Source organism: Acinetobacter populi (genome assembly GCF_002174125.1).
GTDB classification, from domain to species: Bacteria; Pseudomonadota; Gammaproteobacteria; order Pseudomonadales; family Moraxellaceae; genus Acinetobacter; species Acinetobacter populi.
Genome location: NZ_NEXX01000001.1, coordinates 704,501 through 720,346 on the forward strand (window position 1 = coordinate 704,501; position 15,846 = coordinate 720,346).

Annotated in this window: 16 protein-coding genes; 5 read left to right on the forward strand and 11 right to left on the reverse strand. The window is 42.9% G+C overall.

Features of this window, described 5'->3' with window-relative positions:
• Positions 1-157: 157 nt before the first annotated feature.
• The 3 genes from CAP51_RS03200 to CAP51_RS03210 are packed head-to-tail and all read right to left on the reverse strand — an operon-like array spanning position 158 to position 3,093.
• Complete coding sequence (locus CAP51_RS03200) at positions 158-1,606, reverse strand: NAD(P)(+) transhydrogenase (Re/Si-specific) subunit beta (RefSeq protein WP_425426755.1); 1,449 nt, start codon at positions 1,604-1,606, stop codon at positions 158-160.
• A gap of 24 nt (positions 1,607-1,630) precedes the next feature.
• Positions 1,631-1,954 (reverse strand): proton-translocating transhydrogenase family protein, encoded by a 324-nt coding sequence (locus CAP51_RS03205; RefSeq protein ID WP_087619300.1) that lies wholly within the window; start codon positions 1,952-1,954, stop codon positions 1,631-1,633.
• Positions 1,955-1,965: 11 nt separating this feature from the next.
• Positions 1,966-3,093, reverse strand: coding sequence for a Re/Si-specific NAD(P)(+) transhydrogenase subunit alpha (locus tag CAP51_RS03210; protein ID WP_087619301.1), 1,128 nt, complete (start codon positions 3,091-3,093; stop codon positions 1,966-1,968).
• 242 nt (positions 3,094-3,335) lie between these two features.
• Between CAP51_RS03210 and CAP51_RS03215 the strand changes: the two genes are divergently transcribed.
• Positions 3,336-4,244 (forward strand): DMT family transporter, encoded by a 909-nt coding sequence (locus tag CAP51_RS03215; RefSeq protein ID WP_087619302.1) that lies wholly within the window; start codon positions 3,336-3,338, stop codon positions 4,242-4,244.
• Between the two features lie 54 nt (positions 4,245-4,298).
• A complete protein-coding gene (locus CAP51_RS03220; RefSeq protein WP_087619303.1) occupies positions 4,299-5,177 on the forward strand; it encodes a S66 peptidase family protein in 879 nt (292 codons plus the stop codon).
• A 22-nt stretch (positions 5,178-5,199) separates the two neighbouring features.
• Here the strand turns inward: CAP51_RS03220 and CAP51_RS03225 are convergent, their stop codons facing one another.
• Entirely contained in the window at positions 5,200-5,973 is a 774-nt protein-coding gene (locus tag CAP51_RS03225) for an AraC family transcriptional regulator (protein WP_087619304.1), read from the reverse strand.
• A 158-nt stretch (positions 5,974-6,131) separates the two neighbouring features.
• Between CAP51_RS03225 and CAP51_RS03230 the strand changes: the two genes are divergently transcribed.
• Positions 6,132-7,298 carry an MFS transporter gene (locus CAP51_RS03230; RefSeq protein WP_425426756.1) on the forward strand — a complete coding sequence of 389 codons (1,167 nt, stop codon included), beginning with the start codon at positions 6,132-6,134 and terminating at the stop codon, positions 7,296-7,298.
• A gap of 246 nt (positions 7,299-7,544) precedes the next feature.
• On the opposite strand, the gene soxR is transcribed toward CAP51_RS03230, so the two are convergent.
• Positions 7,545-7,970, reverse strand: coding sequence for a redox-sensitive transcriptional activator SoxR (gene soxR / locus CAP51_RS03235; protein ID WP_087619305.1), 426 nt, complete (start codon positions 7,968-7,970; stop codon positions 7,545-7,547).
• A 94-nt stretch (positions 7,971-8,064) separates the two neighbouring features.
• Here soxR and CAP51_RS03240 point away from each other — a divergent pair, with 94 nt between their 5' ends.
• Together CAP51_RS03240 and CAP51_RS03245 are read left to right on the forward strand one after the other, a co-directional pair.
• On the forward strand, positions 8,065-8,463 hold the full coding sequence (locus CAP51_RS03240) for a RidA family protein (RefSeq protein WP_245809061.1): 399 nt from the start codon (positions 8,065-8,067) through the stop codon (positions 8,461-8,463).
• A 49-nt stretch (positions 8,464-8,512) separates the two neighbouring features.
• Positions 8,513-9,697 (forward strand): MFS transporter, encoded by a 1,185-nt coding sequence (locus tag CAP51_RS03245; protein WP_087619306.1) that lies wholly within the window; start codon positions 8,513-8,515, stop codon positions 9,695-9,697.
• Positions 9,698-9,891: 194 nt separating this feature from the next.
• Here CAP51_RS03245 and CAP51_RS03250 read toward each other — a convergent pair whose 3' ends face one another.
• From CAP51_RS03250 to urtB, 6 genes are all read right to left on the reverse strand, one after another.
• The gene (locus CAP51_RS03250; protein ID WP_087619307.1) at positions 9,892-10,998 is read right to left on the reverse strand and encodes an AAA family ATPase; all 1,107 of its coding nucleotides are present in this window, start codon (positions 10,996-10,998) and stop codon (positions 9,892-9,894) included.
• A gap of 23 nt (positions 10,999-11,021) precedes the next feature.
• Positions 11,022-12,062 carry an aliphatic amidase gene (locus tag CAP51_RS03255; RefSeq protein ID WP_087619308.1) on the reverse strand — a complete coding sequence of 347 codons (1,041 nt, stop codon included), beginning with the start codon at positions 12,060-12,062 and terminating at the stop codon, positions 11,022-11,024.
• Positions 12,063-12,256: 194 nt separating this feature from the next.
• Positions 12,257-12,955, reverse strand: coding sequence for an urea ABC transporter ATP-binding subunit UrtE (gene urtE / locus CAP51_RS03260; RefSeq protein WP_087619309.1), 699 nt, complete (start codon positions 12,953-12,955; stop codon positions 12,257-12,259).
• Positions 12,956-12,965: 10 nt separating this feature from the next.
• On the reverse strand, positions 12,966-13,727 hold the full coding sequence (urtD, locus tag CAP51_RS03265) for an urea ABC transporter ATP-binding protein UrtD (protein ID WP_087619310.1): 762 nt from the start codon (positions 13,725-13,727) through the stop codon (positions 12,966-12,968).
• Positions 13,724-14,884 (reverse strand): urea ABC transporter permease subunit UrtC, encoded by a 1,161-nt coding sequence (gene urtC, locus CAP51_RS03270; RefSeq protein WP_245809062.1) that lies wholly within the window; start codon positions 14,882-14,884, stop codon positions 13,724-13,726. The genes urtD and urtC overlap by 4 nt, the downstream gene beginning before the upstream one ends.
• Positions 14,885-14,905: 21 nt before the next feature.
• Positions 14,906-15,826, reverse strand: coding sequence for an urea ABC transporter permease subunit UrtB (gene urtB / locus CAP51_RS03275; protein ID WP_087619311.1), 921 nt, complete (start codon positions 15,824-15,826; stop codon positions 14,906-14,908).
• Between the last annotated feature and the right edge of the window lie 20 nt (positions 15,827-15,846).

Genomic DNA, 15,846 nt, shown 5'->3' on the forward strand with positions numbered 1-15,846 from the left:
TCAATATAAAAATCTTCGTCTTAAATATTCTTTCTACAATCTTATGTCTATCTATAAACAATTTAAACAACTTTTCAGATACTGTCTTCTATTAAATTTTCCATAAAAAAAGCCATCCGAAGATGGCTTAATACAGTGTTATATTCTCACTCAACGATCAATGCCCAGTCCCATTAATGGCTTTGGTCATATCCTCTACAACTTTCTTGGCATCACCAAATACCATCATGGTTTTTTCGTTATAGAACAAGTCATTGTCCAGTCCGGCATAACCTGTTGCCATAGAACGCTTGATCACCATAATTGTTCGTGCCTTATGCGCTTCAAGAATCGGCATACCATAAATCGGTGAGTTTGGATCATCTTTGGCAGCTGGGTTAACCACGTCATTGGCCCCAATCACCAACACCACATCGGTTGCCGGAAAATCGGAATTGATTTCATCCATTTCCAGAATATCTTCATAAGGTACATCTGCTTCGGCAAGCAAAACGTTCATATGCCCTGGCATACGACCTGCAACTGGATGAATGGCAAAACGTACTTTAACTCCCTGCTCTTTAAGCAAGTTGGCCAGTTCTTTCACTGCATTTTGTGCACGACCCTGTGCCATACCATAACCCGGTACAATCACCACACTGTCTGCATTTGACATCAGGAAGCCGGCATCATCAGCAGAACCAGAACGATAGTTACGCTGTACCTGTGCACCATCTGCATTACTACTGGCAACAGCTGCACCGCCCATCGAGCCACCAAACAGTACATTGATGATGGAGCGGTTCATGGCTTTACACATGATATAAGACAGAATTGCACCGGATGAACCAACCAGCGAACCAGCAACAATCAGCATGTTATTTTCAAGGGTGAAACCAATCCCAGCAGCCGCCCAACCCGAGAACGAGTTCAGCAAGGACACCACCACCGGCATATCACCACCACCAACTGGAGCAATCCACACCCAGCCAAATGCCAATGCCAGTATCGTCATCGCCCAGAACGCATTCATGTTGCCAGTTGAAAAGAAATAGAATCCGCAAACCAGCATTGCCAGAAAGATGATCGCCTGCACCGGTTTAACCCAGCCACCCGAAATGGTTTTGGCCCATTTTTTTGCAGCCAGTTTGCCATAGGCAAAAACTGAAGCCGTAAAGGTAATTGCACCAACAAAACACCCTACAAACAACTCAAATAAATGGACTTTATTCATATGGGCATGTTGTACGCCCGCCGCATCAAGTGCCGTACCATTTTCTGCAAACAAGGCAACCAGCTGGTTGTTATGTAGAATCGCAGCAATCGCAATCAAAACTGCTGCCAAACCTACCAAGGAATGCATCAATGCCACAGTTTCCGGCATTTGTGTCATCGGTACGGTACGGGCACGAGCAATCCCCACTACAGCACCTAAAACCATAGCACCGACAATCATCCAGATCACAGGATGATCGGCAACAAAGAATGTGGTGATCACGGCAATCGCCATAGCGATCATACCGTAACGGTTACCGGCAATCGCTGTTTTGGGTCCGGATAAACCACGCAAGGTCAAAATAAAGAGTACAGCACCGATCAGGTAGAACCAATCCGCATAGCCTTTCATAAAATCATGAATAAATTCCATTGATTAGCCCTCTTTTTTCTTTTGCTTTGGCTTAAACATTTCCAGCATACGTGCCGTCACGGCAAAGCCACCAAAAATATTGATACTTGCCAGAAAGACAGCAATTGCACCCAGCACACTGACCACATTAATACTTTGAAATGCCACACTGCCTTCGACACCCAGCACAGGTAATCCAACTGTCTGAATCATCGCACCAACAATAATGATCGAGGACAAGGCATTGGTCACCGCCATCAATGGCGTATGCAATGCAGGTGTAACCCCCCAAACCACGTAATAGCCAACAAAAATAGCAAGCACGAAAATTGTAATCGTTTCAACCATGAGGAATCTCCCTAACCACGCTTCAGCAGGACTTGACCGCCATGCGTGACCAATAATGCTTTTTGAATTTCATCGTCCTGATTCAGTTTTAATGCTTTATTTTCATCAAATAAAGTTTCAATAAAGTTCAATACGTTGCGCGCAAAGAGTGCCGAAGCTTCTGTAGCGACTGTCGAAGGAATATTCGGCACACCCAGAATCTTGACGCCATTTTCCGTGATCACGGTTTCACCAACTTTGGAGCCTTCAACATTGCCACCGCTTTCAACCGCCATGTCCAGAATGACCGAACCCGGCTTCATTTTTGCCACGGTTGCAGCATGAATTAAACGTGGTGCATTACGTCCCGGCAATAAAGCTGTTGTCACTACGATATCAGCATTGGAAACTGCCTTATCGACAATCGCCGCCTGATCCTGAATGTATTGTTCACCCGGGGTCCAGCCATAACCATTTTTAGTCGCATCATCCGCCCGTTGTTGCTCTTCTGCCGACATTGGTACATCAAGCCATTTCCCGCCTAGAGACTCAACCTGCTCTTTAGCTGTTGGACGTAAATCGGTTGCTTCAACCACTGCGCCCAGACGTTTTGCTGTGGCAATGGCTTGTAAACCAGCAACCCCAACCCCCATGATCACCACGCGGGCAGGTTTTACCGTACCGGCAGCAGTCATTAACATGGGAAATAAACGTTGATATTCATTTGCAGCAAGCAACACTGCCTTATAACCTGACAGGTTTGCCTGCGATGACAACACATCCATGTTTTGCGCACGGGATAAAGTCCGTGGCAATAATTCAAGCGCAAATGCAGAGACATTCTGACTGGCAAAACGATCTAGTTCCGGATTGCGATAAGGATCAAACGTTGCTACAACAATACTATTGGCTTCAAGTTTTGAAATTTCGTCGCCATGTGGCGCACGAACTTTCAATACAATTTGACTACCCTGATAGGCATTGTCGGTGATTTTGCCACCTGCCTGTTCATAAGCACTGTCGATATAAGCAGCCTTTACACCGGCACCACGTTCAACCACTACCGTATGTCCGGCACTGGTCAGTTTTTTTACTGTTTCTGGTGTCGCTGCCACACGGTGTTCACCCGTGAGGGTTTCGGTTGGGATTCCGATCTGCATGAGCATTCCTCAAGCTAATTTACGTAGTCAAAGTATCATCCGTACTGCATCAGCACAGGATACTTCCCCCATATGAATATTTGATCACTGATTCTAATATGATTTCAAAAATAAATACTACCCATTATTTAGATAATAAATACTATTCATTCATAAATCATAGTGCTAAAATAAACTAAAATTTCCTATAATTTTAAGGTTTGTCCCATTAAAGTAAGTACCCTCGTATAAAGGATAGACTCTTGAAACCTCTACACTGGGGCGCCAGTTTTGCTTTAATCGCAGCCTTTTTGTTTGCCAGTAAAGCGATTTTCATCAAGCAAGCCTATGCTTTATCCCCGCTGGTGAATGCCACCAACCTGCTTACTTTGCGAATGTTGAGTGCACTTCCCTTCTTTATCCTGCTGATTTATTTCGCTCCAAAGCATAAAAACAATCTTTTGCTTAAGGATTGGCTGCTTTTGATTTTTGCCGGTCTGTTAGGCTACTACTTTGCCAGTTGGCTGGATTTTATTGGTCTGATGTACATTAGTGCTTCATTAGAAAGGATTATTTTATTTTTATATCCCACGCTGACGGTTTTAGCCTCGACAGTCATTTTTAAACACAAATTATCTTTAAAAATCTGGCTGGCTATTTTGCTTAGTTATAGTGGTACAGTGATTGTGATGCTGGCCGAGCATCAGGGTACGGGTTTTGGTCAAAATATCTGGCTTGGATCAAGTTTGGTTTTTGCCAGTGCGGTTGCTTTTGCAGCATATTTATTAATGACACCCCGATTGATTGAACGATTCGGTTCGTGGCGGTTTACCGGACTGGCCATGACCGTTGCCTGTCTCGGAACCATTGTGCATTATATGCTTGCCACACCACATCCAATTACAGCATTAATTTCGCTACCAATGGCGGTTTACGGCTATGGGATTGCCTTGGGATTTTTTGTCACGGTATTACCAACAATCTTACTCATGCAAAGTATTGTACGCATTGGACCATCCAGAGCGGCAATGATTGGTGCAGGTGGGCCAATTTTTACCATTATACTTGCAGTGCTATTTTTGCATGAGCAGCTCAATGGCTGGCAATGGGTGGGCTGTGCCTTAAATATCCTCGGTGTATTGATGGTCAGCTTTTCCAGCAAAAGAACTTGAGTCCTCTGCTGTTTATGCCACACTATCCACATTTAAATTTTGACTTTAGTTGCCATGAATATTCAGGTCATTGCCCCTAGTGCATGTGTAGATGCAGAACCCATTCAACTTGCACAGCAACATTTACAACAATTTGCTGTAAATACAATTTTATCGCCAAATATTTTTGCCCAACATCGTTATCTGGCAGGCACTATCGAGCAACGTATTAATGATTTAAAACAAGCTTGTGAAGATCCGAACATTGATGCCATCTGGTGTGGCCGTGGCGGTACTGGTGCGGCTCAGTTATTACCTTATCTGGATCACTGGATTTTAAATAAACCAATCATTGGCTATTCTGACAGTACTGTTTTACTCAATTATGTAGCAAGACTGGGCGGGCAGGCTTTGCATGCACCGGTTTTTCAGGAAATTGCTGTTAAAAATCTTAATGACGTCATGCAGATTTCCAGTAATGCGCAGGAAGTGCTGGCTTTACTCAATCCTGTGTTGCAACAACAAAAAAATCATTATCCAGTTCAGCCTCTTAATACACATGCACAATCGACAAAAACCATATCTGGGAAAATACTAGGCGGCAATTTGGCCACTTTATGCAGTTTACAAGGTACAGCTTGGGCATTGCGACTGGATCAACCCAGTATTTTATTACTGGAAGATGTAGGTGAACCATATTATCGGCTGGAACGCTTACTGGTACAGCTATTGCAAAGTATTGATCTCAACCATCTTCAAGCCGTTGTGCTAGGTGATTTTTATCACTGTCCACAAAAAAATGTACCGCAAAGCATTGCCGAAATTTTTGCCGAACATTTAGATCCACTCAAAATTCCCATGTATCTGGGTGACTGGTTTGGTCATGGTGAAAATAATCGTCCATTCTGGATTGGGAAAGAAGCACATCTTCAGCAAACCAATTTATTGATCTAATCATCTCACGTCATCTTTCATATCATTTCACCTTGCTAAAACGTTGTGGCGGGTGGCCCAAATGGCGTTTAAACATTGCACTGAATGCACTTGGACTGGCATAGCCTAATGTCGTAGCAATATGAAAAATGGATTCACCTCTTGCCAATTTGCCAAGCGCCAGAACGATATACATATGTTGAATCCAGGCGCGATAGGATAAGCCTGTTTCTTTCTTAAAAAGCCGAATTAAGGTGCGTGAACTGGTATTAATTTGATCAGCCCATATATTAATATCCTTGGGTTGATCGGGGTGATCCAGTAAAGCCTCACAAATGGAAGTTAAACGCTTGTCTTTGGGCCATGGAATTTCTATGGGAAAAGTCAGCGCATGCTGAATCTCATTAAAGATAAGTAATTGTAAGGCTTTTTCTACATCTTCTGTATGTGACTGCTCTTGTTCCTCTAATGCAGCAAGCTGATTCAGTCTTAACACCAATTCTCTGAGTAAATTGGTCATGCGCACAAGAAAACATTGATTCCCCAGTGAAACTGCTGCTTTTTCCTCGACCAATGCTGTACTCAATCGTACCTGACTCAGTGAAATTACACTATGTTCTACGCCTGCCGGAATCCATAAAGCACATTGTGGTGGAACCAGCCATATATTTGCTGCGGTATGCACACGTATTGTTCCTTCTGATGCATACAAAAGCTGAGCACGCCGATGAACATGCGGCGCAATAATACTTTTATAAGGATGTAATGATCCACGGGCGATCACAAGCTGGGAAGCACTTTCCATCTTTTGAGCCATTTAATTGTCACTTATACAATGATTTTTGGAATATATGCTTCAATATGACAAATTATAATAAAAAATGTCAATATTCAAAGGATATGATTTTGCTTATGGAAACGCCACGTCTTCCCAATAAAAATCCTGTTACGCCCCAACCAAATCCAGTACAAGGTATGGTCATGCACATGATTCTGGCGGTAGCGCTAGCGCATCTGCTGAATGATCTAATACAAGCTGCGCTTCCGGCAATTTACCCCATGTTAAAATCCAGCTTTGCCTTGAGCTTTACACAGATTGGCTTAATTTCTCTGGTTTATCAGATCACCGCATCATTATTGCAACCTTGGATCGGTCTATATACGGATAAATATCCTAAACCCTATTTACTCCCGATCGGCATGATGGTGACATTCATCGGCATTGCTTTACTGGCCTGTGCCAGTAGTTTTTATATGTTGTTGATTGCAGCTTCTCTGATCGGTGTAGGGTCCTCGACGTTTCACCCTGAGGCATCCCGCGTTGCCAGAATGGCCTCAGGCGGAAAATTCGGAACAGCACAATCCGCCTTTCAGGTCGGGGGGAATACCGGTTCTGCCCTAGGTCCTCTGTTAGCTGCTGCAATCATTGTTCCAAATGGTCAGGCAGCCGCCGCATGGTTATTGTTAGTCGCATTAATTGCAATCGGCATTTTATTTAAAGTGAGCCAATGGACCATCATACATATGCAGACTAGGGCCATTCAACATGCCAGCAAAAGTAGCTTTAAATTACACGGTTCCATGCTCATTCGTGCCATAAGTATGATCGCTGTTCTCATGTTTACAAAATTTACTTATATTGCCAGTTTAAGTAATTACTACACTTTTTATTTAATAGATAAATTTCATCTCACCATTCAACAGGCACAATTATATTTATTTGCCTTTTTGGCAGCTGTGGCATTCGGTACATTTGCCGGAGGGCCAATCGGAGATCGTATCGGACGAAAAGCGGTAATATGGGTTTCTTTTATTGGCATTATTCCATTCGCTTTATTAATGCCTTATGCCAATTTATTCTGGACCTCAATTCTCACTGTCATTACCGGATTGGTGATTTCATCGGCCTTTTCTGCCATGGTCGTGTACGCCCAAGAAGCTGTGCCCGGCCGTGTAGGTATGATTGCCGGCTTGATGTTTGGTCTTATGTTTGGGATTAGTGGTATAGCCGCCGCTGGATTGGGCTATCTGGCCGATAAAAATGGTATTGCATGGGTGTTTAGCTTTTGTTCCTATCTACCCCTTTTAGGGCTGGCAACATTCTTTTTACCCGATACACAAACCAGTCATCAATCAAAGTAATCTACGCTAGATAATATCTTTTTGATAAAGGCAGGGAGCATAAAGTTTTTCCCTGCCACCATGATCAAAGCACTGGTCTATTGTGATTGTTAAAAGTGCGTTTTAATAAAGGCATGTTGCTTATTTTCTCATTCATCGAACCCTTATTTTTTGAAAAAACAGCGCCCATTGATGATATGTGCTTATTTTCCTTTTAATTTTGACGCGTTTATTTTAGCTGTACTTTAAGCAAATAGCCGCAGCATCTCATATTTCTTCCCAATATTCATGGGTTTGTGGATCCTGAGCAAAAATATCTTCCGGATTACGCAGCGGACAATTGTCCAGTGACAGACAACCACAACCAATACACCAATCCAGTTGAGTTTGCATATTTTGTAAAAGCTGAATTTTTTCTTCAAGTTGCCGTTGCCAGCGAGAAGACATCTTCTGCCAATCGGCTTTACTCGGAGCTTTGCCTTCCGGTAAATTTGCAAAAGCCTGCTGAATATCCTGTAAAGATAAACCCACGCGCTGGGCAACTTTAATCAATGCTAAACGGCGTAACATATGCCGTGCATAACGACGCTGATTGCCATTGGTGCGTAGACTACGGATTAAGCCTTTTTCTTCATAAAAACGAATGGCTGAGATGCTTAAGCCACTACGTTTTGCTACATCACCAATTGTCATTAAATCCTGTGCTGTTTTTTGCAAAAAATTCTTGACCTCAAGTTAACTTGAGCTTTGATACTAGCAACAATTCTTAAAACTGACTATCTTTCTCATGTTAAACCAGACAAAAAGCCTGATTCAGATCGAAAATCCAAAAACACTTTATGATCCAATACAATATGCCTATTCACACATGACGCGTATTCGTTTAAAAGATGTAGAGGAAATTATCCATATTGCAGGACAAAGCGGCGAACACATGTCCGGCCATATGCCTATTTCATTTGAGCAGCAATGCGATAACGTATTTCATAATATTCAACAGGCATTAAACATGGCTCAACTTGACTGGGCAAATATCGCAAAAATGACAATGCTGGTAGTTGAGCATGATCGACAAAAACATCTCAAGCTCATTGCTTGCATGCGTCACTATTTTCAACAGAATCGTTTTCCAGCCTGTACATTAATTCCTGTACAATCCGCTTGCATTACCCAATATGCTGATTGAAATTAATGCCACCGCATACCGCTTTACACCCCATTGATTAGGCAAAAATATGGCGACCTCCTCTCAGACCGGTTTAAAAACTTCAACACTCTGGCTTATGGCAGCGGCATGTGGCTTATGTGCAGGTGCAAATTATTTTAATCAACCGCTGATTCATTCGATTCAACTGCATTTTGCTGTCAGTTCGGCACAGGCACAACTCACCGTCACTTTTGCACAGGTGTCCTATGCACTTGGTTTATTACTGCTGGTACCGCTGGGAGATTTGCTAAAAAAACATATCTTTATTCCTTTACTCATGTGCCTGGCTGCGGTTGGATTATTGATCAGTGCATTTGCCCAGAATATTTATATGCTGTGGTTTGGTACAGCCATGACCGGTCTATTTACCATTGCTGCACAAGTATTGATCCCTTTATCTGCCACACTAGTAGAACCTAAAAAAACCGGTACCGTCATTGGCTTTTTGATGAGTGGCTTATTTATCGGGATTTTACTTTCGACCAGTCTGGCCGGATTATTATCCAATTTATTTGCCTGGAACACGGTGTATTTGCTCAGTGCCATTATTCTACTGATTTTAACTGCACTGTTACGTCCCCGCTTACCGCATACCGCGACTATTCAACTACATTATGTCGCCATGTTTGGCACCATGCTTGAACTGATTCGTTCGGAACCGCGTTTGCGTATCCGTGGCGGGGTCGGTGCATTTGCCTTTGCTTCGATGAGTACCTTGTTTTCTACCATGGCCTTGTTACTGTCTCGATCGCCCTTTTACTTTTCCGATTTTCAAATTGGTTTAATTGGTTTGACCGGAATTGTCGGTGCGGTTTTTGCACAATTTGCCGGAAAACTGGCTGATCGAGGTTATGCACGACAACTGACGATATTCGGCATTCTGGTGTTGTTGTCGAGCTGGATATTTATTTATCTGAGCCAATATTATGTGGTGGCATTTATTCTTGGTTTTACCACCATTAACCTTGCGATTTCGATGTTGCACATTACCAATATGAATATTATTTATCAGTTACGGGATGATGCCAAATCCCGCTTAAATTCCATTTATATGACCTTATATTTTATCGGCGCAGCATCAGGCTCGGCACTGGGTATTTTTGCATGGAATCATGGTGGTTGGGTAATGACCTGTATGATGGGTATAGGTCTAGCCTTACTCAGTGGGAGTTTTGCCATCATTGACCTGATTAAATATCCAAAACGTTCATAATTGGCAGTACATGGATTGAATCATTATTTTGGTTCTGTTTTCAATCTTATGTTTAAACCTGAGGCAATCGACGATCTTCTGCCGATTGCCCCAGATTTAGTTTTATCGCTGTTCAAACCCTGTTTGAGCCTTTATTTCCCCATCGCCTCCTCCCCTTTTGTCATGATGTGAATGCCCTCCCCCAGAGCACCGCATCAGTTACTAGAATGTTTAGGCTGTTGATCTAAAATATTCTGATCCGCAGCGCCACGCTCTACCACAAGTTGTTGTTGTTTTAAGCTAATATGGACCTGTCCGACTTCGGGATGTGTTAGAAAATAACGTGCCAGAATAGGTTCCAGATGTGTTCTAAGTTTTCTGACCAGACCTCGGGCGCCATAGCTGATATCATGATCTTTGGCCAACCATTGTGCAGCTGAATCCGATAATGTCACCGCACGGCCCTGACGTTTTAAACGGCGATTTAATTTCTCTAGTTCTATTGCAATTAACTGCTGTACCTCATCAGACTGAATCGCCTGATAATACAAAATACGGTCAATACGATTGAGAAATTCTGGATCAAATTTATGCTTGAGTGCCCGCTTGGTCATCTCATGATCATCCAGTTTAAGGCGGTGTGCAATATCGGCTATACGGGCAGGAAATTTATTGAGCAACTGCAATCTGGCCTGACTCTCTTTTGCACCAACATTACTGGTCATAAAAATCATACAGTTACGAAAATCTATGGATTTTGTTCCTGCGGTTAATGTTAATGTCCCTGTTTCAAGCACATTTAATAAAGCACGAATCACTTCTGTACTAGCTTTTTCAATTTCATCAAAAAGTACAATGCCAGGTTTGGAGAAACTGCCCTGTATGGCTTCGATGTCAAATAACGTGTTGCCCTCCTTACTACCAACATAACCAGGCGGTGCGCCCGTCAGTGCTGCGGCATAATGCTCTTGTGCCAGTGTATTCATGTCGATCCGGCAAAAAGCATGGGCATGACCATGAATTGCTTCGCTGATTAGCCGTACTGTTTCGGTTTTACCTACGCCTGTAGGTCCCAGCAACATGGTGACAGACAAAGGTCGTTCCGGATGGTTAAAATCTGCCTTCACCACATTGAGCATATCCTCAAGTGCATCGAGAATATGCGGTTGTCCCACGATTCTGGTTCTTAGCATTTGCATCAGTTGCTGGGGTTCAAACTTGAAGCGTGAAGTGCGGGCAGCCTGTTGCTGCCCCTGTTGATCATACTGTTGTTGAGCCAAAACATCCTGCTGATGTTGAAGTCTGTCACTGGCAAATGTCATGATGCAATCCTCACCGCCAGAACTTAAGCTTCTTTCTCTAAACCTTCATGAGGAAGATTTCCGATTGGACATGCTGCTACACCAATGGTTGAGCGGGTAATTTTTTCCACATTTTCCTGTGCTTTTTGTGCATCCAGCACCCATGTTCTATAAAAATCAAATGGACAATCTGCAACACCTTTATCGCCATCACCATTATTAAATGTGCCGGTATAACCACGATGCAACAGCTTAAATAGATGATTTTGCGCCTGATCATATTGACGTGCGTCACGAATTTCCGGAATAGATAACTGCGCGTATTGAATACCATTTTCTTCGGTACCGCATTCACCTAGCGTACGTCCATCAAAACCAACAATGGCAGAACGACCAAAGTAAGTGTAGACGCCATCAAATCCGGTACAGTTGGCAACTGCCACATAGACATTATTGGCCCATGCCATGGTTTTTGCCATGAGGACTTGTTGTTCACTCGATGGATACATATACCCCTGACAACGGACAATCAACTCAGCACCTTTCATGGCACAGTCACGCCAGATTTCCGGATAATTCCCATCATCACAGATAATCAAGGACATTTTGATGCCTTTTGGTCCTTCGGTTACATAGGTGGTATCCCCCGGACACCAGCCTTCAATCGGACACCATGGAATAATCTTGCGATATTTCTGTACAATTTCACCTTCATTATTAATTAATATCAAAGTGTTATATGGCACTTTCTGTGGATGTTGTTCGTGCTGTTCACCAGTAATGGAGAAAACACCCCAGACATTGGCCTGCTTACATGCCGCAGAAAAAATCGCAGTTTCATCGCCAGGAATGGTTGCCGCAGTTTCCATCATTTCATCATGATCATACATAATGCCCATGGTGCTATATTCAGGAAACACGATTAAATCCATGCCCGGTAAACCCTGTTTAATACCAATCAGCATTTCTGCAATTTTTTTTGCATTGTCCAGTACTTCTGCCTTGTTATGCAGGCGTGGAATTTTATAGTTCACAACTGCTACACCAACGGTACTAGGGCTGCTTGAAATATCACCATGTCTCATCGTTTTTTCCCATATCAAAAAATTACGCTGTGATTGGATTTTGCAGCGAAACAGCGTCGCTAGAAATACGTAAAATTACGTATAGAGGCATCATTCGATGAATATATAAAAAAAATCCCTGTAAATACAAGGATTAAAATAAAAGTCTAAAAGCCAGTTTCAGCGTTTTATTAAAACAGCAGATTACAGCTCGATTAAACAGATAAAAATTTGCTAATGGTCTCTTCATCCACATTTTCACGAATATTTTCGTAGGCAAACTGACCTTTATCAATCACCAGAAAACGATCCGCCATGGCCATGGTAAAGCTCAATACCTGTTCGGAAACAATAATCGTCAAATCCCGTTGATCGCGGATTTGCTTTAATGTTTTTGCAATGTCTTTAATAATTGAAGGCTGAATCCCTTCCGTCGGTTCATCCAGTAACAACACCTTGGGATTGGTGGCCAGCGCCCGTGCAATCGCCAGTTGCTGTTGTTGACCACCCGACAGGTTGCCGCCTTTGCGTTTACGCATCTCCCATAATACCGGAAACAATTCATATAAATCATCAGGGACACGTCCATGTGCAGAAGCGGGTAATCCGGTCTGAATATTTTCCAGTACAGACATGGTACCAAAAATCATACGTCCCTGAGGCACATAAGCCACACCATTTTGTACCCGCTTGAATGCCTCCATTTTTTCCAGATTTTTACCATCCAGCTTAATTTCACCCGACGTATTTTTGATGGCACCGATCAGGGTTTTAAAGAATGTGGTCTTCCCCATACCATTGCGCCCCATAACGGCAACAATTTCTTTGGGTTGTACCGTCAGACTCACATCATGAATGACTTCACTCTGACCATATCCAGAACGTAAAGATTGAATTTCAAATAATCCGCTCATATTTGTCTCCTTAATGTCCCAGATAGACTTCAATCACTTTTGGATCGTGTTGTACATCATCCATTTTTCCTGCTGCCAGAATTTTTCCCTGATGCAGTACCGTCACCTTATCGGCAATTGATTTGACAAATTCCATGTCATGCTCAATCACCAGTACCGAACGCCCTGTACTGATTTGTCTCAGCAACACAGCCGTTTTTTCTCGCTCAGACACGCTCATACCGGCAACCGGTTCATCCAGCATTAACAGTTCCGGGTCCTGCATCAGCAGCATTCCAATCTCAAGCCATTGTTTTTGTCCATGTGATAACAATTCAGATTGCGTATCGAGAAAATCCGTCAGAAAAATACTGTCTGCAACCTCATGGATTCGATCATCCACATCATGGCTGCGCTTAAAAAATAATGAACCCCAGACATTGCGTCCGCGCGGAAAAGACATTTCCAGATTTTCATATACTGTCAAATTTTCATAAATCGACGGATTCTGAAATTTTCGTCCGACACCTGCCCGTACAATCTCATATTCCTTAAGTTTGGTTAATTCCTGTCCCTTAAACTGTATTTTTCCCGCAGTGGCTTTGGTCTTGCCACAAATCAAATCCAGTACTGTAGTTTTTCCTGCACCATTGGGACCAATCACCACATGAACCTCATTGGCATCGACATAGAAGTTCAGGTCACTGACGGCTTTAAAGCCGTCAAAAGACACAGTCAGGTCCTCAATCACCAATACCGGTTTTTTCATTTCAACGCCAATTGCCTTACTCATTTGGAGCCTCCTGTATCGATCTGACTCGCTGCAACAGATGTATTCTCTTTGGTGACTTTGGTCTGTACGTTGTTTTTGCGTTTAAAGAAAAGCGGATGGACATATTTTTCATATAACCCGGCCAAGCCATTCGGTAAGAACATCACCACCACAATAAACAGCCCGCCTAGTAAATATAGCCATAAATCCGGGAATGCTTCGGAAAAATAAGTTTTACCCAGATTCACAAGCACAGCACCATATACAGCACCAAGAATGGATAAGCGACCACCAACAGCGGCAAAAATCACCATTTCAATTGATGGCACAATGCCCACCAAAGTTGGTGACATAAAGCCAACCTGTAGCGTAAACATTGCCCCGCCGATAGAAGAAATTACCGCTGCAAAACAGAAAATAAAGACTTTGTACATGGCAACGTTATAACCGGAAAAACGTACTCGCTCTTCCTTGTCACGCATGGCAGATAATAAACGTCCCAGTTTTGAACTCAGCACAAAACGACTTAGCAATATCACAGCGATCAGCAACAAGGCATTGATATAATACAAAACGTATTTTGCTTCATCGGTACGGATATCCCAGCCATGTAGGGTTTTTAGGTCGGTAATCCCGTTAATCCCACCAGTCAAACCTTGTTGACCAATCACCAGAATGGTGAGTATCGCAGCAATGGCCTGCATGATGATAGAAAAATACACATCCCCCACCCGGCGAGTAAACATGGCAAAGCCAATGATAAATGCCAGTAAAATTGGAATCACAATGATGGCAAAAATGGTAAAACTAAAACTATGGAATGGTTCCCAGAATAAAGGCAAAGCAGTAATCTGATTCCAGTCCATAAAATCCGGAATGCCTGGTGTGGTTTGTGCAGCAGTACTTTGCATATCCGAAGCTTCAAGTTTTAGAAACATCGCCATGCAATAACCGCCAATACCAAAGAAAATCCCTTGTCCCAGACTCAAAATGCCGCCATAACCCCAACACAACACCAGACCAATGGCAACAAAAGCATAGGTTAGATATTTCCCCATCAAATTGAGTCGGAAAACATCAAGAAACATCGGCATGACCAGAAGCATTAACACAGCTAGAATCAGTAAACCAATGGCACCTTCTTTGCCACCCAATAGACTATTCAATGAATTTTTCATTACGATTCCCTCACTGAATGTTTATTTACGGACTTTGATCGAGAACAAACCTTGAGGACGCATCATTAAAATAATGATCACTGTCGACAAAGTCAGAACTTTCGCAGTTGAGCCGGAAAGGAAGAATTCCAAAATGGATTGCGCCTGTGCGATACTAAAGGCCGATGCGATTGTACCAATCAGGCTTGCAGCACCGCCAAAGACCACCACAAGGAAAGTATCAACAATATAAAGTGAGCCTGCGGTTGGTCCAGTTGAACCAATCGTGGTAAAAGCAGCGCCAGCAATTCCAGCCAGACCACAGCCTAAAGCAAAAGTCATGCGGTCTACTTTTTTGGTATTAATACCCACTGCATTGCTCATAAAACGGTTTTGGTTGGTCGCACGTAATTGCAAGCCCCAGCGTGAGCGATACATCAAGAAATAAACAAAAGCCGTCACTGCAATGGTCACACCCACCAGAAACAAACCATTAATAGGAATATCAATGGTATCTGTCGGCTGGTAAGACCCCATCAACCAGTCAGGTAAAGTCGGGCTCACTTCTTTTGGACCAAAAATAGAGCGAAATGCCTGCTGCATCACCAGACTTAAGCCCCATGTTGCCAGCAATGTATCAAGTGGTCGATGATATAGATGCGAAATCATCAGCCGTTCCACCAGATAACCGATAAACCCTGCCACCAAAAATGCCGCAATAATAGCAACAAAAAAATAGTACGACATCAACTGCGGCAGATAGCTTTCTGTTAGGGTTGAAATGACATAAGTGGTATAGGCACCTATGGTTAGAAATTCACCATGTGCCATATTAATGACACCCATTTGCCCGAAAATAATCGCAAGTCCCAGCGCCATCAGTAACAAAACACAGAAAACTGATAAACCATTAAAGCCCTGCATGGCAAATATTGCACCGAATTCAGATAGACTAAAATCCATCGCAATTCCTCCCAGCCAAT

Excerpts from the sequence above, each read along its gene's own strand:
- CAP51_RS03200 (WP_425426755.1), bottom strand. The coding sequence starts at position 1,606 with ATGAAAGGCTATGCGGATTGGTTCTACCTGATCGGTGCTGTACTCTTT.
- CAP51_RS03205 (WP_087619300.1), bottom strand. The coding sequence starts at position 1,954 with ATGGTTGAAACGATTACAATTTTCGTGCTTGCTATTTTTGTTGGCTAT.
- CAP51_RS03210 (WP_087619301.1), bottom strand. The coding sequence starts at position 3,093 with ATGCAGATCGGAATCCCAACCGAAACCCTCACGGGTGAACACCGTGTG.
- CAP51_RS03220 (WP_087619303.1), top strand. The coding sequence starts at position 4,299 with ATGAATATTCAGGTCATTGCCCCTAGTGCATGTGTAGATGCAGAACCC.
- CAP51_RS03225 (WP_087619304.1), bottom strand. The coding sequence starts at position 5,973 with ATGGCTCAAAAGATGGAAAGTGCTTCCCAGCTTGTGATCGCCCGTGGA.
- CAP51_RS03230 (WP_425426756.1), top strand. The coding sequence starts at position 6,132 with ATGGTCATGCACATGATTCTGGCGGTAGCGCTAGCGCATCTGCTGAAT.
- soxR (WP_087619305.1), bottom strand. The coding sequence starts at position 7,970 with ATGACAATTGGTGATGTAGCAAAACGTAGTGGCTTAAGCATCTCAGCC.
- CAP51_RS03240 (WP_245809061.1), top strand. The coding sequence starts at position 8,065 with ATGTTAAACCAGACAAAAAGCCTGATTCAGATCGAAAATCCAAAAACA.
- CAP51_RS03245 (WP_087619306.1), top strand. The coding sequence starts at position 8,513 with ATGGCGACCTCCTCTCAGACCGGTTTAAAAACTTCAACACTCTGGCTT.
- CAP51_RS03250 (WP_087619307.1), bottom strand. The coding sequence starts at position 10,998 with ATGACATTTGCCAGTGACAGACTTCAACATCAGCAGGATGTTTTGGCT.
- CAP51_RS03255 (WP_087619308.1), bottom strand. The coding sequence starts at position 12,062 with ATGAGACATGGTGATATTTCAAGCAGCCCTAGTACCGTTGGTGTAGCA.
- urtE (WP_087619309.1), bottom strand. The coding sequence starts at position 12,955 with ATGAGCGGATTATTTGAAATTCAATCTTTACGTTCTGGATATGGTCAG.
- urtD (WP_087619310.1), bottom strand. The coding sequence starts at position 13,727 with ATGAGTAAGGCAATTGGCGTTGAAATGAAAAAACCGGTATTGGTGATT.
- urtC (WP_245809062.1), bottom strand. The coding sequence starts at position 14,884 with ATGAAAAATTCATTGAATAGTCTATTGGGTGGCAAAGAAGGTGCCATT.
- urtB (WP_087619311.1), bottom strand. The coding sequence starts at position 15,826 with ATGGATTTTAGTCTATCTGAATTCGGTGCAATATTTGCCATGCAGGGC.